This window comes from Vreelandella stevensii S18214 (assembly GCF_000275725.1).
Classification (GTDB): domain Bacteria; phylum Pseudomonadota; class Gammaproteobacteria; order Pseudomonadales; family Halomonadaceae; genus Vreelandella; species Vreelandella stevensii.
Map to the genome: position 1 here is coordinate 131,246 of NZ_AJTS01000040.1, position 16,270 is coordinate 147,515.

At 63.5% G+C, this 16,270-nt stretch carries 13 protein-coding genes and 1 pseudogene; 6 read left to right on the top strand and 8 right to left on the bottom strand.

Annotated features, from left to right (window positions below; all coding sequences use genetic code 11):
• The first annotated feature begins 45 nt into the window (after positions 1 to 45).
• The 3 genes and pseudogenes from HSS18214_RS0110965 (at position 46) to HSS18214_RS18165 (ending at position 2,824) form a co-directional block, all read left to right on the top strand.
• Positions 46 to 1,044, top strand: a complete 999-nt coding sequence (locus tag HSS18214_RS0110965) for a TRAP transporter substrate-binding protein (RefSeq protein ID WP_016915339.1) — start codon at positions 46 to 48, stop codon at positions 1,042 to 1,044.
• Positions 1,044 to 1,565 carry a TRAP transporter small permease gene (locus tag HSS18214_RS0110970; protein WP_016915340.1) on the top strand — a complete coding sequence of 174 codons (522 nt, stop codon included), beginning with the start codon at positions 1,044 to 1,046 and terminating at the stop codon, positions 1,563 to 1,565. Before HSS18214_RS0110965 ends, HSS18214_RS0110970 begins: the two co-directional genes overlap by 1 nt.
• A pseudogene (locus tag HSS18214_RS18165) lies at positions 1,562 to 2,824 on the top strand (TRAP transporter large permease). Before HSS18214_RS0110970 ends, HSS18214_RS18165 begins: the two are co-directional and overlap by 4 nt.
• Positions 2,825 to 2,894: 70 nt before the next feature.
• On the opposite strand, the gene HSS18214_RS0110980 reads toward HSS18214_RS18165, so the two are convergent.
• The 7 genes from HSS18214_RS0110980 to HSS18214_RS0111015 form a co-directional block, all read right to left on the bottom strand.
• Positions 2,895 to 3,848, bottom strand: coding sequence for a D-2-hydroxyacid dehydrogenase family protein (locus HSS18214_RS0110980; RefSeq protein WP_016915343.1), 954 nt, complete (start codon positions 3,846 to 3,848; stop codon positions 2,895 to 2,897).
• Positions 3,849 to 4,123: 275 nt separating this feature from the next.
• Positions 4,124 to 5,113 carry a TAXI family TRAP transporter solute-binding subunit gene (locus HSS18214_RS0110985; protein ID WP_016915344.1) on the bottom strand — a complete coding sequence of 330 codons (990 nt, stop codon included), beginning with the start codon at positions 5,111 to 5,113 and terminating at the stop codon, positions 4,124 to 4,126.
• Positions 5,114 to 5,269: 156 nt separating this feature from the next.
• Positions 5,270 to 7,225: a TRAP transporter permease gene (locus HSS18214_RS0110995; protein ID WP_016915346.1), complete on the bottom strand. Its 1,956-nt coding sequence runs from the start codon at positions 7,223 to 7,225 to the stop codon at positions 5,270 to 5,272.
• A gap of 97 nt (positions 7,226 to 7,322) precedes the next feature.
• Positions 7,323 to 8,303, bottom strand: coding sequence for a TAXI family TRAP transporter solute-binding subunit (locus HSS18214_RS0111000; RefSeq protein ID WP_016915347.1), 981 nt, complete (start codon positions 8,301 to 8,303; stop codon positions 7,323 to 7,325).
• A gap of 191 nt (positions 8,304 to 8,494) precedes the next feature.
• Positions 8,495 to 9,409 carry a LysR family transcriptional regulator gene (locus HSS18214_RS0111005; protein ID WP_016915348.1) on the bottom strand — a complete coding sequence of 305 codons (915 nt, stop codon included), beginning with the start codon at positions 9,407 to 9,409 and terminating at the stop codon, positions 8,495 to 8,497.
• Positions 9,406 to 10,128, bottom strand: a complete 723-nt coding sequence (locus HSS18214_RS0111010) for a haloacid dehalogenase type II (RefSeq protein WP_016915349.1) — start codon at positions 10,126 to 10,128, stop codon at positions 9,406 to 9,408. Before HSS18214_RS0111010 ends, HSS18214_RS0111005 begins: the two co-directional genes overlap by 4 nt.
• Complete coding sequence (locus tag HSS18214_RS0111015; protein ID WP_016915350.1) at positions 10,118 to 11,026, bottom strand: LysR family transcriptional regulator; 909 nt, start codon at positions 11,024 to 11,026, stop codon at positions 10,118 to 10,120. Before HSS18214_RS0111015 ends, HSS18214_RS0111010 begins: the two co-directional genes overlap by 11 nt.
• 211 nt (positions 11,027 to 11,237) lie before the next feature.
• On the opposite strand from HSS18214_RS0111015, the gene HSS18214_RS0111020 reads away from it, so the two are divergent.
• From HSS18214_RS0111020 to HSS18214_RS0111030, 3 genes are read left to right on the top strand one after another with little or no spacing between them, the layout of a single operon-like run.
• Entirely contained in the window at positions 11,238 to 12,434 is a 1,197-nt protein-coding gene (locus HSS18214_RS0111020; protein ID WP_016915351.1) for a CaiB/BaiF CoA transferase family protein, read from the top strand.
• Positions 12,435 to 12,446: 12 nt separating this feature from the next.
• The gene (locus HSS18214_RS0111025) at positions 12,447 to 13,355 is read left to right on the top strand and encodes a hydroxymethylglutaryl-CoA lyase (RefSeq protein WP_016915352.1); all 909 of its coding nucleotides are present in this window, start codon (positions 12,447 to 12,449) and stop codon (positions 13,353 to 13,355) included.
• Positions 13,356 to 13,415: 60 nt separating this feature from the next.
• A complete protein-coding gene (locus tag HSS18214_RS0111030) occupies positions 13,416 to 15,380 on the top strand; it encodes an aconitate hydratase (RefSeq protein ID WP_026001883.1) in 1,965 nt (654 codons plus the stop codon).
• A gap of 256 nt (positions 15,381 to 15,636) precedes the next feature.
• On the opposite strand, the gene ureG is transcribed toward HSS18214_RS0111030, so the two are convergent.
• Positions 15,637 to 16,269 (bottom strand): urease accessory protein UreG, encoded by a 633-nt coding sequence (gene ureG / locus HSS18214_RS0111035; RefSeq protein WP_016915354.1) that lies wholly within the window; start codon positions 16,267 to 16,269, stop codon positions 15,637 to 15,639.
• Between the last annotated feature and the right edge of the window lies 1 nt (position 16,270).

The following is a 16,270-nucleotide window of genomic DNA, read 5'->3' on the forward strand; positions in this document are numbered from 1 at the left end:
CTTTTGCACCTCGCACCTACCCTGATCCGTTTGGGAACATAATAAATGAAAACATTTGCACGTAGTACGCTGGCACTGGGCATCTCACTGGCGCTGGTCAGCGCCGCGAACGCCAACGAATTTGCCGACATGAACCCCGTCACCCTTCGCCTGGCTCACGTGGTGAACGAGCAGGATGGCTTCCATATTGCCGCCACCAAGTTCGAAGAGCTGGTGGAAGAGCGCACCGAAGGCAAGGTGAACATCGAGATCTTCCCCAACGCCTCGCTGGGCGATGAGCGCACGCTGCTGGAAGGCATGCAGATCGGCACCGTGGACATGGGCGTGATCACCAACGGGCCGGTGGCCAACTTCGTGGAAGAGATGGCGGTCTTCGAACTGCCCTTCCTGTTCCCCACTCCCGAAGCCGCCTATGGCGTGCTGGATGGCCCCATTGGCCAGGAGCTGCTGGACAAGCTGGCCGACGTGAACCTGAAAGGCCTGGCCTACGCCGAGCGCGGCTTCCGCAACCTGACCAACAGCGAGCGCGCCGTGAACTCGCCGGAAGACCTGGATGGCCTGCGCATTCGCGTGATGGAAAACCCGGTGTACACCGATACCTTCCGCGAGCTGGGGGCCAACGCCATCCCGATGGCCTGGACCGAAGCGCTGACCGCCATGCAGCAGGGCACCATCGACGGCCAGGAAAACCCGGTGAACGTGATTCACTCGTTCAAGCTGGATGAAACCCAGAACTACATGACCCTGTCACGCCACACCTACGCCCCGGCGATTTTCGTGATGGGCATGCCTGCCTGGAACCAGCTGCCGGAAGCCGCCCAGGACGTCATCCGCCAGGCCGCCCAGGAAGCCGCCGAGCATGAGCGTCAGGTGAACGCCGATATGGAAGCCGAACAGCTGGCCGCCCTGCGCGAAGCAGGCATGGAAATCAACGACTCCCCCGATATGGAAGCCTTCCAGGCCGCCGTTGCGCCGGTTTATGAGAAGTACGGCCAGCAGTTCGGTGATTACCTGCCGCGCATTCAGGAGGCGCTGCAACAGTGATGTCGTTTGCACAGCCTCTATTGACGCTGCTGCAACGCATTGAACGCGGGCTGGATGCCATCATCCAGCCCGTGGTGTTTGCGGGCATGGCAGCTTTAATTGGCGTAATCACGCTACAGATCGTCTCACGGGTGCTGTTCAGCGCCGTGGGCTGGACCGAAGAGGTCGCGCGGTTTCTGCTGGTGTGGATCACCTTTTTAGCGGGCACGCTGGCTTTCCAGCGTGGGCGGCACATTGCGGTCACCTTTGCGGTGGATGCCCTGCCCCTGCCGCTGCGCAAGCTGGCCAGGTTGGCCGCGCTGGCCATCGTGCTGGCCTTCATGGTCACACTGGTGGTCATCGGCCATCGCTACATGCAGGTACAAAGCTTTCAGAAGTCGGCCGCGCTGCGCCTCTCGATGACCTACGTCTACGCCGTCATCCCGCTCTCGGCGGGCATCATGGCGTGGTATGCGCTGGTAGACATAATCGAGGTGCTGGTGCACGGGCAGCCCATCACCGCCCAGGAGGAAGTGCTATGACGCTGGTGCTGTTCGGGCTGTTCTTCCTGTTCATGCTGCTGGGCATACCGATTGCCTTTGCCATTGGCGCCAGCACGCTCTACGCCCTGCATCAGTCGGGGGTGCCGCTGATGGTGGTCACCCAGCAGATGTTCCAGGGCATCAACTCGTTCGCCCTCGTGGCCATTCCCATGTTTATCCTGGCCGGTGATTTGATGGCCCAAGGCAAGGTCAGCGAGCGTCTGGTGAGCTTTGCCGATTCGCTGGTGGGCTTCATGCGCGGCGGGCTCTCGGTGGTCTCGGTGATGGCAGGCATGTTCTTCGCAGCCATTTCCGGCTCGGGGGCGGCCACCACGGCGGCGGTGGGGTCTAGCCTGGTGCCGGAGCTGAAGCGCAAGGGCTACGACCCCGCCTAGGCGGCCAGCCTGATCGCCGCCAGCGGCACCATCGGCGTGGTCATCCCGCCTTCGGTGCCGATGATCATCTACGCGGTGATCGCCCAGCAGTCGGTCTCCAAGCTGTTCCTGAACGGCTTCTTGCCAGGGGTGGCCATGGGCCTGGCGCTGATGGCCATTGCCATCACCCAGGCGTACAAGCGCCAGTACCCGAAAGGCACGCCGCTCTCGCTGGCCACCATTTGGCGCACGTTGAAATCCGCCAGCTGGGGGCTGATGACGCCGGTGATCATTCTGGGGGGTATCTTCTCGGGGATTTTTACGCCGTCGGAAGCGGCGGTGGTGGCGGTGAACTACGCGCTGCTGGTGTCGCTGTTCGTGTACCGGGACTTGACCCTGCCCCAGGTGTACAAGCTGTTGATCCGCTCGGCGATGACCACCGCCGTGATCATGCTGGTGATTGCCATGTCGGCGGTGCTGAGCTGGACGCTCTCCAGCTGGCAGGTGCCCGGTGCGATTGCCCAGTCGGTGCTGTCGCTCTCCACCAACCCCTACGTGATCATGCTGCTGGTGGTGGCGGTGATTCTGCTGACCGGGGTGTTCATCGAGACGGCCAGCGCCTTGATCATCCTCACGCCGGTGCTGCTGCCGCTGGTGCTGCAGCTGGGCATCGACCCGATCCACTTCGGGCTGATCATCGTGGTGGGGCTCTCGATTGGCATGATTACTCCCCCCGTGGCTATCAACCTTTACGTGGCCTCGTCGGTGACTCAGCTGCCGCTGGAGCGCATTACGCAAGCCATCCTGCCGTACCTGCTAGGGCTGATTGGCGTTCTGCTGCTGGTGGTTTACGTGCCTATCCTGCTGGGCTGGTCGGGCCACTGAACCGACGCCTCGGCCTCTATCACCTCGCGGGCGGTGACCTTTCACCGCTCGCGGGGTATGCGTCAGAGGCTTAGCCCTCTTCTGCCAGATTACGCCCTGGCGTGCCTGCGTCAAATGCCAGCACGTTCTCAAACGCATCGCCAAAGTAGAGCTCGTAGCTATCTTTCTCCACATAACCCAGGTGCGGCGTGGCCAGGAAGTTGGGCAGCGCCAGCAGTGTATGCTCTATCACTGGCTCTTCGTCGAACACGTCCACGGCGGCCATGCCGGGGCGGCCAGACTTCAGCGCAGCTTCCAGCGCACCCGCTTCGATCAGCGGGGCGCGGCTGGTATTCACCAGCACGGCGGTCGGTTTCATGCTGGCCAGGTTGGCGGCGGTGACGATCCCGCGGGTTTCCGGGTTCAGGCGCAGGTGCAGGCTCAGCACATCGCTGCGTTCGAAGAATGCTTCCTGCGAGGTGGCGACTTCCAGCCCCGCCTCGGCGGCCCGCTGGCGGGTGCCCTCGCGGCCCCATACCAGCACGTTCATCTCGAACGCCTGGCCGTAGCGAGCCACCAGTTGGCCAATCTTGCCGTAGCCAAACACGCCCAGGGTGCGCCCTTTCAGGCCCATGCCCAGGGTGCGCTGCCAGCGGCCAGCCTTGAGGTTGGCCACCTCGTCGGGAATGCGCCGCATGGCCGAGAGCACCAGCCCCCAGGTAAGCTCCGCTGCGGCGTAGGGCGAGCCGGTGCCTGCCAGCACCATCACGCCGTGCGCTCGGCAGGCGGCCATATCCACGTGGGCCGCGCCGCCGCCGGTTTGGCTGATCAGCTTGAGCCTGGGCAGCCGCGCCAGCAGGGACGCGGTAATCGGCGTGCGCTCACGAATCAGCACCAGCGCGTCGGCGTCTTTGAAGCGCTCGACCAGCGCGTCCTCATCGGTGACGGTGTCGTTGTAAATCGTCACCTGGTGGCCCGCCAGCTTGGCGAAGGCATCCAGGTCGCGCACACAATCCTGGTAATCATCGGGAATGACAATGTTCATCAAAGCGGCTCCTTGCTTGCTGCCTGCTTAGGGAAGTGCCCTGTTTCACGGCATGGCTGACATCACGCTGTCAGGCAGATACCTCTCGCTCGTACCTTACGTTCATACCTCACGCTCATACCTCAAGGTCAGCGCCCTGCCCACCTGGGCGCTGAGGGCCTGCCCGCTCGTCAACAATAAACGGAATCAGGAAGCCGCCCAAGGACATTTTCGTGGCGGCATTCGAGGTCACGCTGCCGACATACCATGACTCCACAGGCACATGGTTGCTGGGTTTATTCCGCCTCCGGCGGCACGAGGTCGCTGGGCACCTCGATACCGATCTCGCGGTAGTAGCGCAGCGAACCGGCGTGCAGCGGCGTGGTGGTGTTCTCCACCGAGATCTCCGGCGTCATCCCCCGGGCGGGGGCAAACGTTTCGCCCAGCCGTTCGATGTTCTCCCAGTAGGCACGGGTGAATGCGTAGCCCGCCTCTTCAGAGAGCTCATGGGTGGCGGCGATGCCGATGTAGGTGCCGAGCGTGGTGGCGGCGGTCATGTCTCGGTAGGTGCCTTCAGGAATTTCGGTGGCGGCCAGGAAAGGCAGCGCCTCGGTGACGGTGGACACCTGATCCTCAGTCATCGAGAGCACCCGCAGCGGGCGGGCGGAGTGCACTTCGGTGAACGCCGGGATAGGCGGAATGCCGTTGTAGCTGAAGCCGACGATGCGCCCATCCACCACGGCATCGGCGGCGTCCGACATGCTCATGCGCTGGAAGTCAGGCGAGATTCCCAGCGCATCGAACACCAGCTCGGTGATGTACTCGCCGCCCCCACCAATGCTGCTGGGGTTGAAGCGCGCGCCCTCCAGGCCCTCGAAGGTCTCGATGCCACTGTCCTGGCGCACGGCCCAGTGCATGGTGGAAGGTGCCACCCACAGCACGACGCGCATCTGCTCGATGGCGTCGTTCTCGTAGCGGCCCTCACCGTTGTAGGCCTCGTAGGCGCCCGGGGCGTCAATCAATCCCAGGTCAATCTCGCCACGGCCCAGGCGGATGGCGTTCTCCCTGGAACCACCGGTTTCGCGCACCGAGACTTCCAGCGGTGAATCGCCGCTCACCAGCCGCGAGAGTTCCGAAAAGCCGAAGTACCAGCCAGAAGCCGCCGGTGCCACGCCGATGCCGAGGGCCTCGTTGGCCACGGCCTGGGTAGCCACACCCGAGGCGACACCGGCGGTCAGCACCGCGGTGGCCAACGGGGTGAGCAGACGTTTTGGGAATAGCGTCATGGCAGTTCTCCATACTCAGTTATTGTTGTCGTTCGCCCGGTGGCGGCCGGGTCGTCGAAACACGGCCTCAGCGGCCGTTCTGCTCCTCTCGCCAGGCGGCCAACACCTCGCGGCGGGTGGCCAGGCCGTTCGGGTCCAGTGTGTCCTGTCGATCACTCATTTGGCGGGCTCCTTGTGGGTGGGGGGCGTCAGGGCAACCTCTGAGTGCTGATTTTTAAGGTACTGCCAGGCGAACAACCCGCCGATGACGCCAATACCCGCCACGTCGGTGATCAGTTGGCCGCTGATCAGCATCAACGCTGCCGCGAACAGCAGCCCACGTTCCAGCCAGGAACAGGGGCGCAGGAAGTAGCCGATAGTGGAGGCCGCCAGCGCCGTGATGCCGATCACCCCGGAGCCCACCGCCAGGGCAATCTCCAGCGCCGTGCCGTTGCCGAGCAGCGGCGGGTGGTAGATGAACATGTAGGGAATCAGGAAGCCGCCCAGCGAGATCTTGGTGGCGGTCAGCGCGGTGCGGAACCAGTGGGAACCTGCGATGGCACCGCCGATATAGGCGGCCAGCGCCACCGGTGGCGTGACCCCGGAGAGAATCGCGAAATAGAGAATGAAGAGATGCGCCGAGAGGCTCGGCAGACCGGCTTCGATGAAGGCCCCTGCGACCACCGAGGCGGCCAGCATGTAAGCCGCCACGGTGGGCAGCCCCATACCGAGGATGATCGCCACCACCATGGCCAGCACCAGCGTCACCAGCACATCACCACCGCTGACCACCAGAATGACCGAGGAGACCTTCAGACCCAGGCCGGTCAGGCTGATCACCGAAGCGATGATGGCCACGCTGCCGATGATGACCGCGATCATGGCAGCGGTCATGGCGCCCGCTTCCAGCGCTGCGGGCAGCGACTTGAGGCGCTCCACGAAGGTTCCCGGGCTGCGCCAGGAGAACAGATAAAGCGCCATGGCGGTGAAGTAGGCGGCCACCGCTGCCGTGGTGGGGGTATAGCGCATCACCAGCAGGGTGATCAGCACGATCAGGGGAATCAACAGGGTCTCGATGTTGAACAGACCCTCGCGCAGGCTGGGGCGCTGGGATTTGGGAATCGGCGACAGACCCAGGCGCTTGGCCTCGAAGTGCACACTCATCCAGATCGCGAGATAGAAGAGCAGCGCGGGCATGAGGGCGGCGCTGATGATAGCGAGGTAGCTGGTCGAAATGACGTCGGCCATGACGAAGGCGGCGGCCCCCATGATGGGCGGCAGTATCTGACCACCGGTAGAGGCAGCTGCCTCGGTGGCCGCCGCAAAGCGCGGGCTGTAGCCGTTCTTCTTCATCATCGGGATGGTGAACACCCCGGTGGTGGCCACGTTGGCAGCGGTACTGCCGCTGATACTGCCGAACATGGCGCTACACAGGGTGGCGGCCTTGGCGGGGCCGCCCGAGAGGCGACCGGTGGCGGCATTGGCCAGGCGCATGAAGCTGTCGCCGCCGCCGGTGGTCACCAACAGGGCGCCGAACATGATGAACACGACGATCACCGTGGACGAGGTGCGCATCAGGCTGCCGTAGACGCCGGTAGGGCTCAGGTAGAAGGTCGCTACCAGGTCATCCCAGCGGAAGCCGCCATGCCCCCAAACGCCCGGCAGGTGCTGGCCGAAGGCGGCATAGGAGAGCGCGATGAGTACAAGGATGGGGAAAGCAAGGCCGATGGCTCGGCGGCAGGCTTCCAGCAGCAGCAGAATGGCCGAGACACCAAAAAGGATATCCAGCTGGGTGGGCATCAAATAGCCCAGTTGATAGATGATTCGGTCAAAGTGGATCACGTAATAGATGCTGACGACCGCGCCGAGGATGATCGGCACCAGGTCGTACCAGGGAATGCGGTTGGCGTCGCGGCTACGGCAGCTGTAAGCCAGAAAAATCAGCGGCAGCGCGAACAGCAAGTGGATCGCATTCTGGGTGTTCATGGGGCCGGTGAGGGCCGTATAGAGATGAAACAGCGCCATGGAGACCGCCGCCAGGCGCGTGACCATGAACCAGAAGCCGGACAGCTGACGCTTGCCCGAGTCCTCCGAATATTTCTCAACGACGTTGGGGTTTGCAGGGGTGTCCATTGGGATAGCTCCCGCACCGCAGCACGATAGGATGGCGGCGCGTCAGGATAAGGGCATCAGAAGCTTCTGCGGGCGATAAGCCCGCAGAAGTAGAGGATTACTGCGCTTCAGGAGGGATGATTTCCTCGGGGATATCGAGCCCCAGGTCGTCCCGGTAGTAGCGCAGGGCACCGGCATGCAACGGGAAGGTCGCGTTGTCGATCACGACCTGCGGCGTCACCCCTTGGGCAGGCTGGAAGGAGTTGGCCACCTGCTCGTGGTTCTCCCAGTAAGCCTTGGTGATGTCATAGACCGAGTCTTCACTCAGGCTGGCGTTAGCGGCCACGCCCATGTAGATGCCCAGCGACGTGGTATCGGGCATGCCGCGATAGGTGTCGGCAGGGATCACGGTGCTGGCCAGGAAAGGCAGTTCTTCGGTGACCGCCTCGACCTGTTCGTCCGTCAGCGACAGCAGGCGCAGCGTGCGAGAGGAGTGCACCTCGGTGAAGGCGGGAATGGGCGGCACGCCGTTGTAGCTGAAGCCGACCAGGCGTCCGTCGATCACCCCTTCGGCGGCATCATCGATGCGCATGCGCTGGAAGTCGGGTTTTATGTTCAGGATATCGAACACCAGCTCGGTGATGTACTCGCCGCCGCCGCCGATGCTGCTAGGGTTGAAGCGCGCCCCGTTGAGCCCTTCGAAACTCTCGATGCCGGAGTCTTCGCGCACGGCCCAGTGCATGGTGGAGGGGGCAATCCAGTAGATCAGGCGGGCATCGGGGTTGGGCGTGTCTTCGAAGCGGCCGGTGCCGTTGTACATTTCGTAGCCTACCAGCGCCTCGGTGAAGGCCAGGTCAAGCTCGCCACGGGTCAGGCGGATGGCGTTCTCGCGGGTACCGCCTGTTTCACGCACGGTGATTTCGTAGTCCGTGTTGGCGCTGATCACCCGAGCGCCTTCGGAGATGCCGAAGAACCAGCCGGTTCCCGTGGGCACCGCGCCAATGTTGAGCGAGGTATTGGCCTGGGCAATGGCGGCAGTCAGTGCGCCTACGGCAAGCAGGGAAGCGGGAAGCAAGTGGCGTAAGGTTAGCGTCGTCATTGTTATATCCTCGAAGCGTCGGGAAGCATGTTGTGCTGTTATGTGCTGCGAAAGGCTCTGGGCCTCTCCCGATAACCAGTTAAGCAAGGGGATCGCTTAGTGGTGCTTAAAGTGATAACGCCAAAGCGACAGGCTGTATATTGGTGATTGATGAACCTGCCTTCTCCAAACGCGAAAGCAGAACCATGGTGTCATGACTCAGGCGGGGCAGAGGCGGTGCTGGCCGACTGAATCAGGTGCTCCACCAGCACGCGGGCTGCCATGGAAAGCCGCTCCATATCCTTCACGTAAATACGCAGCTTGCGCCGCGCCCAGCCATCCTGAATCGACAGCACCTTGACGTTGAGACCGTCCACGTACTGGCGAATGGCCCCTCGGGGCAGCACGCCCACTCCCAGCCCCGCCTGCACCATCAGGCAAAGGGCATCGTAGCTGGTGACCTGAATACGAATCCGCAGCGTCTTGTTGGCCATGCTGGCCGCCCGCATGATTTCCAGGTTGATGGCACTGGCGGTATGCAGGCCCACATGGGGGCAGTCCAGGCATTCACGGAACTGAACGCTCTCCCGCAGAGCCAGCGGATGCTGCTGCGGCACCACCAGCACCAGATCATCCACATGGTAGGGAAACTCCATCAGCTCGTAGCCGTGGATCAGCTGCGCGCAGACGCCAATGTCGGCGTTATTGTTCATCACTTCCCGGGTGATGATGGGGCTGACCTTCTCTTCGAGCTGAACGCCAATGTCCGGGTGCTGTTCGAAAAAGGCGCGCATTTCGTGGGGCAGGTATTGGGTAATGGCCGACATGTTGGCGAAGACCCGTACCAGGCCCCGGTGGCCGCTGGCGTAGTCACGCATCTGCAGGTCGAGGTCTTCGAGGTTGTGCAGCACGCCGCGCGACAAGTTCAGCAGCGCACTGCCTGCAGGCGTCAGCTCGATCCCGCGATTGTTGCGCTTGAGCAGCGGCGTATTGAAGTACCCCTCCAACTCGCTGAGCCGCTTGCTGACCGCCGACGTGGCCATGAACGAGGCGTCGGCCGCCCCGCTGATGGTACCCAGCTCCGCGACCTTGACAAACAGCCTGAGTGACGTGGGGTCGAGCTTCATGTCAGCTGCCGTGCCAGGTCGAGGAAGTCCTCGGCCACCAGATCGAAGCAGGGGTCGATGCTCAAGTCCGGCGTGGCCGTGGGGCCAAACTCCAGCGGGCGCTTCACGAACGCCGTGCGCATGCCTTCCCGGTGGGCGGCCTGCAGGTCATCCTGGTGGGCGGCCACCATCAGAATCTGCGAGGGTTTCAGGTCGAGGAGATTGGCCGCCATGTGGTACACCTCGGGGTCGCGCTTGTAGTGCCCAGCAAGCTCGGAGGAGAGCACGCAGTCCCAAGGGAGCCCCGCGTGGCGGGCCATGTTCACCAGCAGCGACACGTTGCCGTTGGAGAGCGTGGCCAGGGTGAAGCGCTGCTTTAACGCCTGCAGCCCTGCGACGCTGTCCGGCCAGGGCGTGAGGCGATGCCATACGCGGTTCAGGTGCTGCTTGACGGCCTCGCTCAGCTGGTCGGCCACTCCGAACTCTTCCAGCAGGGTATCCAGCGTCATGCGGTGCAGCGCATCCAGCTTGGTCCAGGGCAGCTCCCCCTGGCGTACGCGGTTCATGGCCGGGGCATAGCCTGCCCGCCAGCGGTCGGCAAACGCCGGCCAGTCGATGGCCAGGCCCTTGGCCGCGCTGAGCTGTTCGCCTTCGCGGATGACGCTGCCGCGCCAGTCCACCACGGTGCCAAACACATCGAAGGTGAGCGCCTTGATGTCATCAACGAAATCAGTGGTCATGGGGTGTCTCCTGAGGGGATAGCAGATGGTCGACCAGATGACGCGCCACCACCGAAAGGCCAGCGTAATGGCGCATGCCAATCACCAGCTCCCGGGTAGCCCATTCGTCGGCCAGTGGAATCATGCGTAGCTTGAGGTCTTGCAGGTCTCGATAGAGCGTGCGCTGGGGCAGCACCCCCACGCCCAGGCCGTAGTGAATCATGCGGCAGATGGCATCGAAGCTGCGTACCTGTATGCGCATGCGCAGGTTTCTACCAGCCTGGCTGGCCTGTTCATGGAGCAGCGATTGCAGCGAGGCATCCTGTTGCAGCCCCACGAAATCGTACTCCGCCGCCTGGTGCAAATAGAGCTTGTCGTGCCTGGCCAGCGGGTGGTCCTGCGGGGTGACCAGCACCAGCTGGTCCCGCCGATAGGGGCGCACCTCCAGCTCATCGGCGGCCACGTGGCTGGCAAAGATGCCGATATCGGCCACGCCGTCGCGCACCGCCGCAATCGCTTCACTGCTGGTGCGCTCCTGCAGGTCGATCTTGATTTGCGGGTATTCCCGGGCAAAGGCGCTGAGGTCCTGGGGCAGAAAAGCAATGATCGCCGAGGTATTGGAATGAATGCGCACGTGGCCCCGCACGCCTTCTCCGTACTCGCTCAGCTCGGCCTGCAGCCGGGCCACATCTTCCAGAATACGCCGGGCGTGGTGCAGGAAGGCCCTGCCTGCGGGGGTCAGCTCAACGCCGCGTGGCCGACGATACAGAAGCTCGGTGCCCACCAACGTCTCCAGGTCGCTGACCCGTTTGCTGACCGCCGCCAGCGCCAGGTGCTCACGCTCCGCCGCAGCGGTCAGGCGCCCTTCGTCGGCAATCGCGACGAACAGTCTGAGCGTGACAAAATCGAATCGCAGCATGGTATTACCCGATCAGTGGTTGGAAACGTGGTCGAAAACATCGTTGGAAAAAGTACCGCGCGCCCACGTCAGGGTTCGCCAGTGACGAACGCCCGTTTCCTGATTGCCTAATTGTGATGCTCGGCAGGCTCGCAGATGCTTGATGGACAACAACAGTCGAGTCTGCATCCAGACTCGCTTGCTCGCTCAAGCGTTACCAGGAGCCTTCATTATGACAACGCGCCAGCTTCCTCTCGATGGACTTAAAGTCGTAGAGCTTGGACAGCTCATCGCCGGTCCGTTTGCCACCAAGCTGCTGGGGGAGTTCGGGGCGGACGTGATCAAGATCGAGCCTCCCGGCACCGGCGACCCCCTTCGCAAATGGCGTATTCTCGAAGAGGGCACCTCGCTGTGGTGGCACGTCCAGAGCCGTACCAAGCGTTCAGTGACGCTGGACCTGCGCAGCGAACAGGGCCAGGAGGTGGTGCGCCGCCTGGCCGCCGAAGCCGATGTGATCGTCGAGAATTTTCGCCCCGGCACGCTGGAAAGCTGGGGGCTGGGCTACGACACGCTGGCCGCCCAGAACCCGGGCTTGATCATGGTGCGAGTTTCCGGCTTTGGCCAGACCGGCCCCTACCGCAACAAGCCAGGCTTTGGGGTGATTGGCGAAGCCATGGGCGGGCTGCGCTACTTGACCGGCCACCCCGGCGAGCCTTCGGTGCGGGTGGGGGTCAGCATCGGCGACTCGCTTTCGGCGCTCTACGCGGTGATCGGCACTCTGTTGGCCCTGCAGGAGCGTCAGCGCAGCGGCCTGGGGCAAGAGATCGATGTGGCCCTGTACGAATCCGTGTTTGCCATGATGGAGAGCCTGCTGCCGGAGTTCGATGCCACCGGCCAGGTGCGGGAGCCCAGCGGCAGCGCGCTGCCCGGCATTACGCCATCCAACGCCTACCGCACCTGCGAAGGCGAATACGTGCTGATTGCCGGTAATGGCGACAGCATCTTCAAGCGCTTGATGGGTGTGATTGGCCGTGAGGATCTCGCCAACCACCCCGCCATGGCCCACAACGATGGCCGCAGCCAGCACGCCAGCGAGATCGACGCAGCCATCGAAGCCTGGACCCAGACCCGCCGCCGCGACGATATTCTCAGCGCCCTAGACGACGCCCGCGTACCGGCAGGCTTCCCCTATACCGCCGCCGATATCGCCAACGACCCCCACTACCTTGCCCGGGAGATGATCCAGAGCGTCACCCGCGCCGATGGCCGCCCACTCAAGGTGCCGGGCGTGCTGCCCAAGCTGAGCGCCACCCCCGGCAGGCTGGGGCAAGGCGGGCCGACGCTGGGCGCCCACACCGATGACGTACTGGAAGAGCTGGGCATCGATGCCGCCACCCGCGACAAGCTGCGCCAAGCGGGCATTATCTAACCGGAGACCGCCATGACCACCCTACAAATCAACGAAGTGGCCCCCCGCGATGGCTTTCAGAGCGAAGAGCGCTTTATCCCCACCGAACAGAAAGTCGCGCTGATCGACGCTCTCACTGCCACCGGCATTGCGCGCATCGAGGCCACCTCCTTCGTCTCGCCCAAGGCCATTCCCCACCTGCGCGATGCCGCCGACGTGGTGAATGCCATTCAGCGCCGCGACGGCGTGGAGGTCACCGTGCTGGTGCCCAACGTCAAGGGAGCCGAGCGGGCGCTGGCCTGCGGCGTGGATGAAATCAACCTGGTGATGTCGGCCAGTGACGCCCATGGCCGCGCCAACCTGCGCATGACGCCAGAGGCGTCACTCGAACAGTTCGCCTCGATCATCCAGCTGGCACAGGGGAGCGGCGTGTTCATCAACGCCTCGCTCTCCACCACCTTTGGCTGCCCCTTCGAAGGCAAGGTGCCCGAAGCCCGCGTGCTCAGCCTGATCGAGCAGCAGCTGGCGCTAGGCGTGGAAGGCATCACGCTGTGCGATACCACCGGCGTGGCCAACCCCGCCCAGGTCGGCGCGCTATGCCGCCAGGTGCTGGAGCGTTTTCCCGGCGTGCCGTTCACGCTGCATTTCCACAACACCCGAGGCATGGGGCTGGCCAACGCCCTGGCGGCGTGGCAAGCGGGCATCCTGCGGTTCGATGCCTCGCTGGGTGGCCTGGGCGGCTGCCCGTTTGCCCCTGGCGCCACGGGTAATGTCTGCACCGAAGACCTGGTGCACATGTTCGAGCAGATGGGCGTCGCCACCGGCGTCCACCTGCCCGCGTTACTGGATATTTCCGCCACCTTGCCAGCGCTGATCGGCCACGACACGCCCGGCCAGGTGGTGAAAGCCGGCAGCGCGAACCGCTGCTACGCCCTGCCCTGAACACGCTTTCTCCCTGCATCCTCTGTGCCATCGATAACAACGACAACCTGGTGAATGACCATGACCGCATCCTCCCCTGTTCCGCCGTCAAACCTTGCCCAACAGCTGCTTCAACGTCACTTGGTCAGCGGCGAGCTGACCCCTGGAAGTGAAATCGCCCTGCGCATCAACCAGGCCCTGCTGCAAGACGTGCTGGGCACGCTGGTCATGCTGGAGCTGGAAGCCATGGGGCTCGACCGTGTACACACCGAGCCCAGCGTTCAGTACATCGACCACGGCCTCGTCCAGGCCGACAACCTGAACGCCGAAACCTACCTGTTTCTGAAAAGTGCCTGCGAGCGCTTTGGCGTGTGGTACTCAGGCCCCGGTAACGGCATCAGCCATCCGGTGCACATGGAAAACTTCGGTGTGCCCGGCGAGTCCATCGTCGGTTGCGACAGTCACACCACGGCGGCGGGTGCCCTCGGCATGCTGGCGATTGGTGCGGGCGGCATCGAAGTGGCCATGGCCATGGCAGGCGAGCCGCTGTACATCACCATGCCGAAGATTTGGGGCATCAAGCTGGAAGGCCAGCTGCCCGACTGGGTCTCGGCGAAGGACATCGTACTGGAACTGCTGCGCCGCCACGGCGTGGCGGGCGGCAAGAACACCATCATCGAGTATTACGGGCCGGGGCTTGCCCACCTTTCCGCCATGGACCGCCATGTGCTGGCCAACATGGGCACCGAGATGGGAGCCACGGCCACGGTGTTCCCCAGCGATGACGAGACCCGGCGCTTTTTGGCCTCCCGAGGCCGGGAAGCCGACTGGAGCCCGCTGGCTGCCGAGCCCGGCTGCCACTACGACCTGCACGAGACCCTCGACCTCAGCCAGCTGGAACCCATGATTGCGCTGCCCTCCAGCCCGGATAACGTCGTCACCGTGCGCGAGGCGGCGGGCCAGCCGCTGCATCAGGCGTACATCGGCTCGTCGGGCAACCCCGGCTTCCGCGATTTTGCCGTGGTGGCCGAGATCGTGCGCGGCAAGCAGGTGGCCGACGGCGTTTCGCTGGATATCAATCCCTCTTCCCGCCAGGTGCTGACCTCGCTCATCGAGCAGGGCTACCTGGCCGATCTGGTCGCCAGCGGCGCGCGGCTGCACCAGGCGGGCTGTAATGGCTGTATCGGGATGGGGCAAGCGCCCGCCGTGGGGCTCAACAGCCTGCGTACCGTGCCGCGCAATTTTCCCGGGCGCTCCGGCACGCGGGAAGACAGCGTATTTTTGTGCAGCCCGGAAACCGCCGCCGCCTCAGCGGTGGCCGGGGTGATCACCGACCCACGCACCCTCGACATGCCCTACCCTCGCCCCCAGGAGCCCGCCCGAATCGAGGTGAACCGTGCCCTGTTCAACGCGCCGCTGCCTCCCCATGAAGCAAAGCTGAAAGCGCTGCAGAAGACCGACAACACCCCGGCGCTGCCAGAGCTCGCCCCATTGCCGGACCGCCTGGAAGTGCCGGTGCTCCTGGTCACCGGCGACAATATCTCCACCGATGACATCATGCCTGCCGGGCAGCGGGTGCTGCCCTACTGGAGCAGCGTGTATGCCTCGGCCCCCTTCACCTTCGAGGCAGTCGACCCGCACTACGCCGAGCGCGCAGAGAGCACTCGCACCCAGGGTGGACACGCGATTATCGGAGGAACGAATTACGGCCAGGGTTCCAGCCGCGAGAATGCCGCACTGGTACCACGCTATTTGGGGCTACAGGTGGTGGTCGCGAAGAGTTTTGCGCGGATTCACTGGCAAAATCTGATCTGCTTTGGTGCCCTGCCCCTCACCTTTACCCGCGAGGAAGACAGCGCCCGGTTAGCCCAGGGCGACTGCCTGGTGATCGAGGGGCTCTACGCGCAGCTGGAACGCGGGGACACGCTGACCGCGCATATCCCCGGCAAGGGCGAGCTGACGCTGCATCATGGGCTCAGCCCCCGCCAACGGGAGCTGATTGCGCAAGGTGGCGTGATCAACCACCTGCGCCAGCGTCACCGTTAGTGGCATCGCCATTTACAGCAACTGAGGCCAACCACAGAGGTTCAATGTGTCATCTTTAGCCATTTTGCGACATTTATTAATTTGCTAACAAATAATTAATAGCCGACAGGCGTTTTCATAACCTAGGTTAAGGTTATCAGGGAGTTATCAGTTCAATGTAGCTGAGTGGTGGCCAGGGACGGCCCGTTTTGACACGACGCCAACCACGTTTTTCCGCTGCCCTGACCGCTTACCGCCTGGTCAGGGCAGCTTTTTATCAGGCGCTTGCTGCCGCTGGGCGCCGCTCTTCCAGCATGCCTTTGTCGAGAATAAAGCGGATGATCTCTTCGAGGCCGACGCCATCGTAGAGATTGGTGAACACGAACGGGCGTTCGCCGCGCATTTTCTTCGAGTCTCGCTCCATCACTTCCAGCGACGCATGCACCTGCTCGGCAATATCGATCTTGTTGATGATCAGCAGGTCCGACTTGGTGATGCCCGGGCCACCCTTGCGTGGAATCTTGTCGCCTGCGGAGACGTCGATCACGTACAGGGTGAGATCGGAAAGCTCGGGGCTGAAGGTGGCGGAGAGGTTGTCGCCACCGGACTCTACCAGCACCAGCTCCAGGCTGGGGTGGCGGGCGTGCAGCTCGTCAATGGCCGCCAGGTTCATCGAAGCATCTTCCCGAATCGCCGTGTGCGGGCAGCCGCCGGTTTCCACCCCCAGGATGCGGTCGGCTGGCAGCGCATCGTGGCGCAGCAGGAAGTCGGCGTCTTCGCGGGTGTAGATATCGTTGGTGACCACGGCAATATCGTAGTGGTCGCGCAGTGCCGAACAGAGCTGCTTGAGCAGCGCGGTTTTGCCGGAACCAACCGGGCCACCCACGCCAACGCGTAAACAGTGAGTCATT

Excerpts from the sequence above, each read along its gene's own strand:
- HSS18214_RS0110965 (WP_016915339.1), top strand. The coding sequence starts at position 46 with ATGAAAACATTTGCACGTAGTACGCTGGCACTGGGCATCTCACTGGCG.
- HSS18214_RS0110970 (WP_016915340.1), top strand. The coding sequence starts at position 1,044 with ATGTCGTTTGCACAGCCTCTATTGACGCTGCTGCAACGCATTGAACGC.
- HSS18214_RS0110980 (WP_016915343.1), bottom strand. The coding sequence starts at position 3,848 with ATGAACATTGTCATTCCCGATGATTACCAGGATTGTGTGCGCGACCTG.
- HSS18214_RS0110985 (WP_016915344.1), bottom strand. The coding sequence starts at position 5,113 with ATGACGCTATTCCCAAAACGTCTGCTCACCCCGTTGGCCACCGCGGTG.
- HSS18214_RS0110995 (WP_016915346.1), bottom strand. The coding sequence starts at position 7,225 with ATGGACACCCCTGCAAACCCCAACGTCGTTGAGAAATATTCGGAGGAC.
- HSS18214_RS0111000 (WP_016915347.1), bottom strand. The coding sequence starts at position 8,303 with ATGACGACGCTAACCTTACGCCACTTGCTTCCCGCTTCCCTGCTTGCC.
- HSS18214_RS0111005 (WP_016915348.1), bottom strand. The coding sequence starts at position 9,409 with ATGAAGCTCGACCCCACGTCACTCAGGCTGTTTGTCAAGGTCGCGGAG.
- HSS18214_RS0111010 (WP_016915349.1), bottom strand. The coding sequence starts at position 10,128 with ATGACCACTGATTTCGTTGATGACATCAAGGCGCTCACCTTCGATGTG.
- HSS18214_RS0111015 (WP_016915350.1), bottom strand. The coding sequence starts at position 11,026 with ATGCTGCGATTCGATTTTGTCACGCTCAGACTGTTCGTCGCGATTGCC.
- HSS18214_RS0111020 (WP_016915351.1), top strand. The coding sequence starts at position 11,238 with ATGACAACGCGCCAGCTTCCTCTCGATGGACTTAAAGTCGTAGAGCTT.
- HSS18214_RS0111025 (WP_016915352.1), top strand. The coding sequence starts at position 12,447 with ATGACCACCCTACAAATCAACGAAGTGGCCCCCCGCGATGGCTTTCAG.
- HSS18214_RS0111030 (WP_026001883.1), top strand. The coding sequence starts at position 13,416 with ATGACCGCATCCTCCCCTGTTCCGCCGTCAAACCTTGCCCAACAGCTG.
- ureG (WP_016915354.1), bottom strand. The coding sequence starts at position 16,269 with ATGACTCACTGTTTACGCGTTGGCGTGGGTGGCCCGGTTGGTTCCGGC.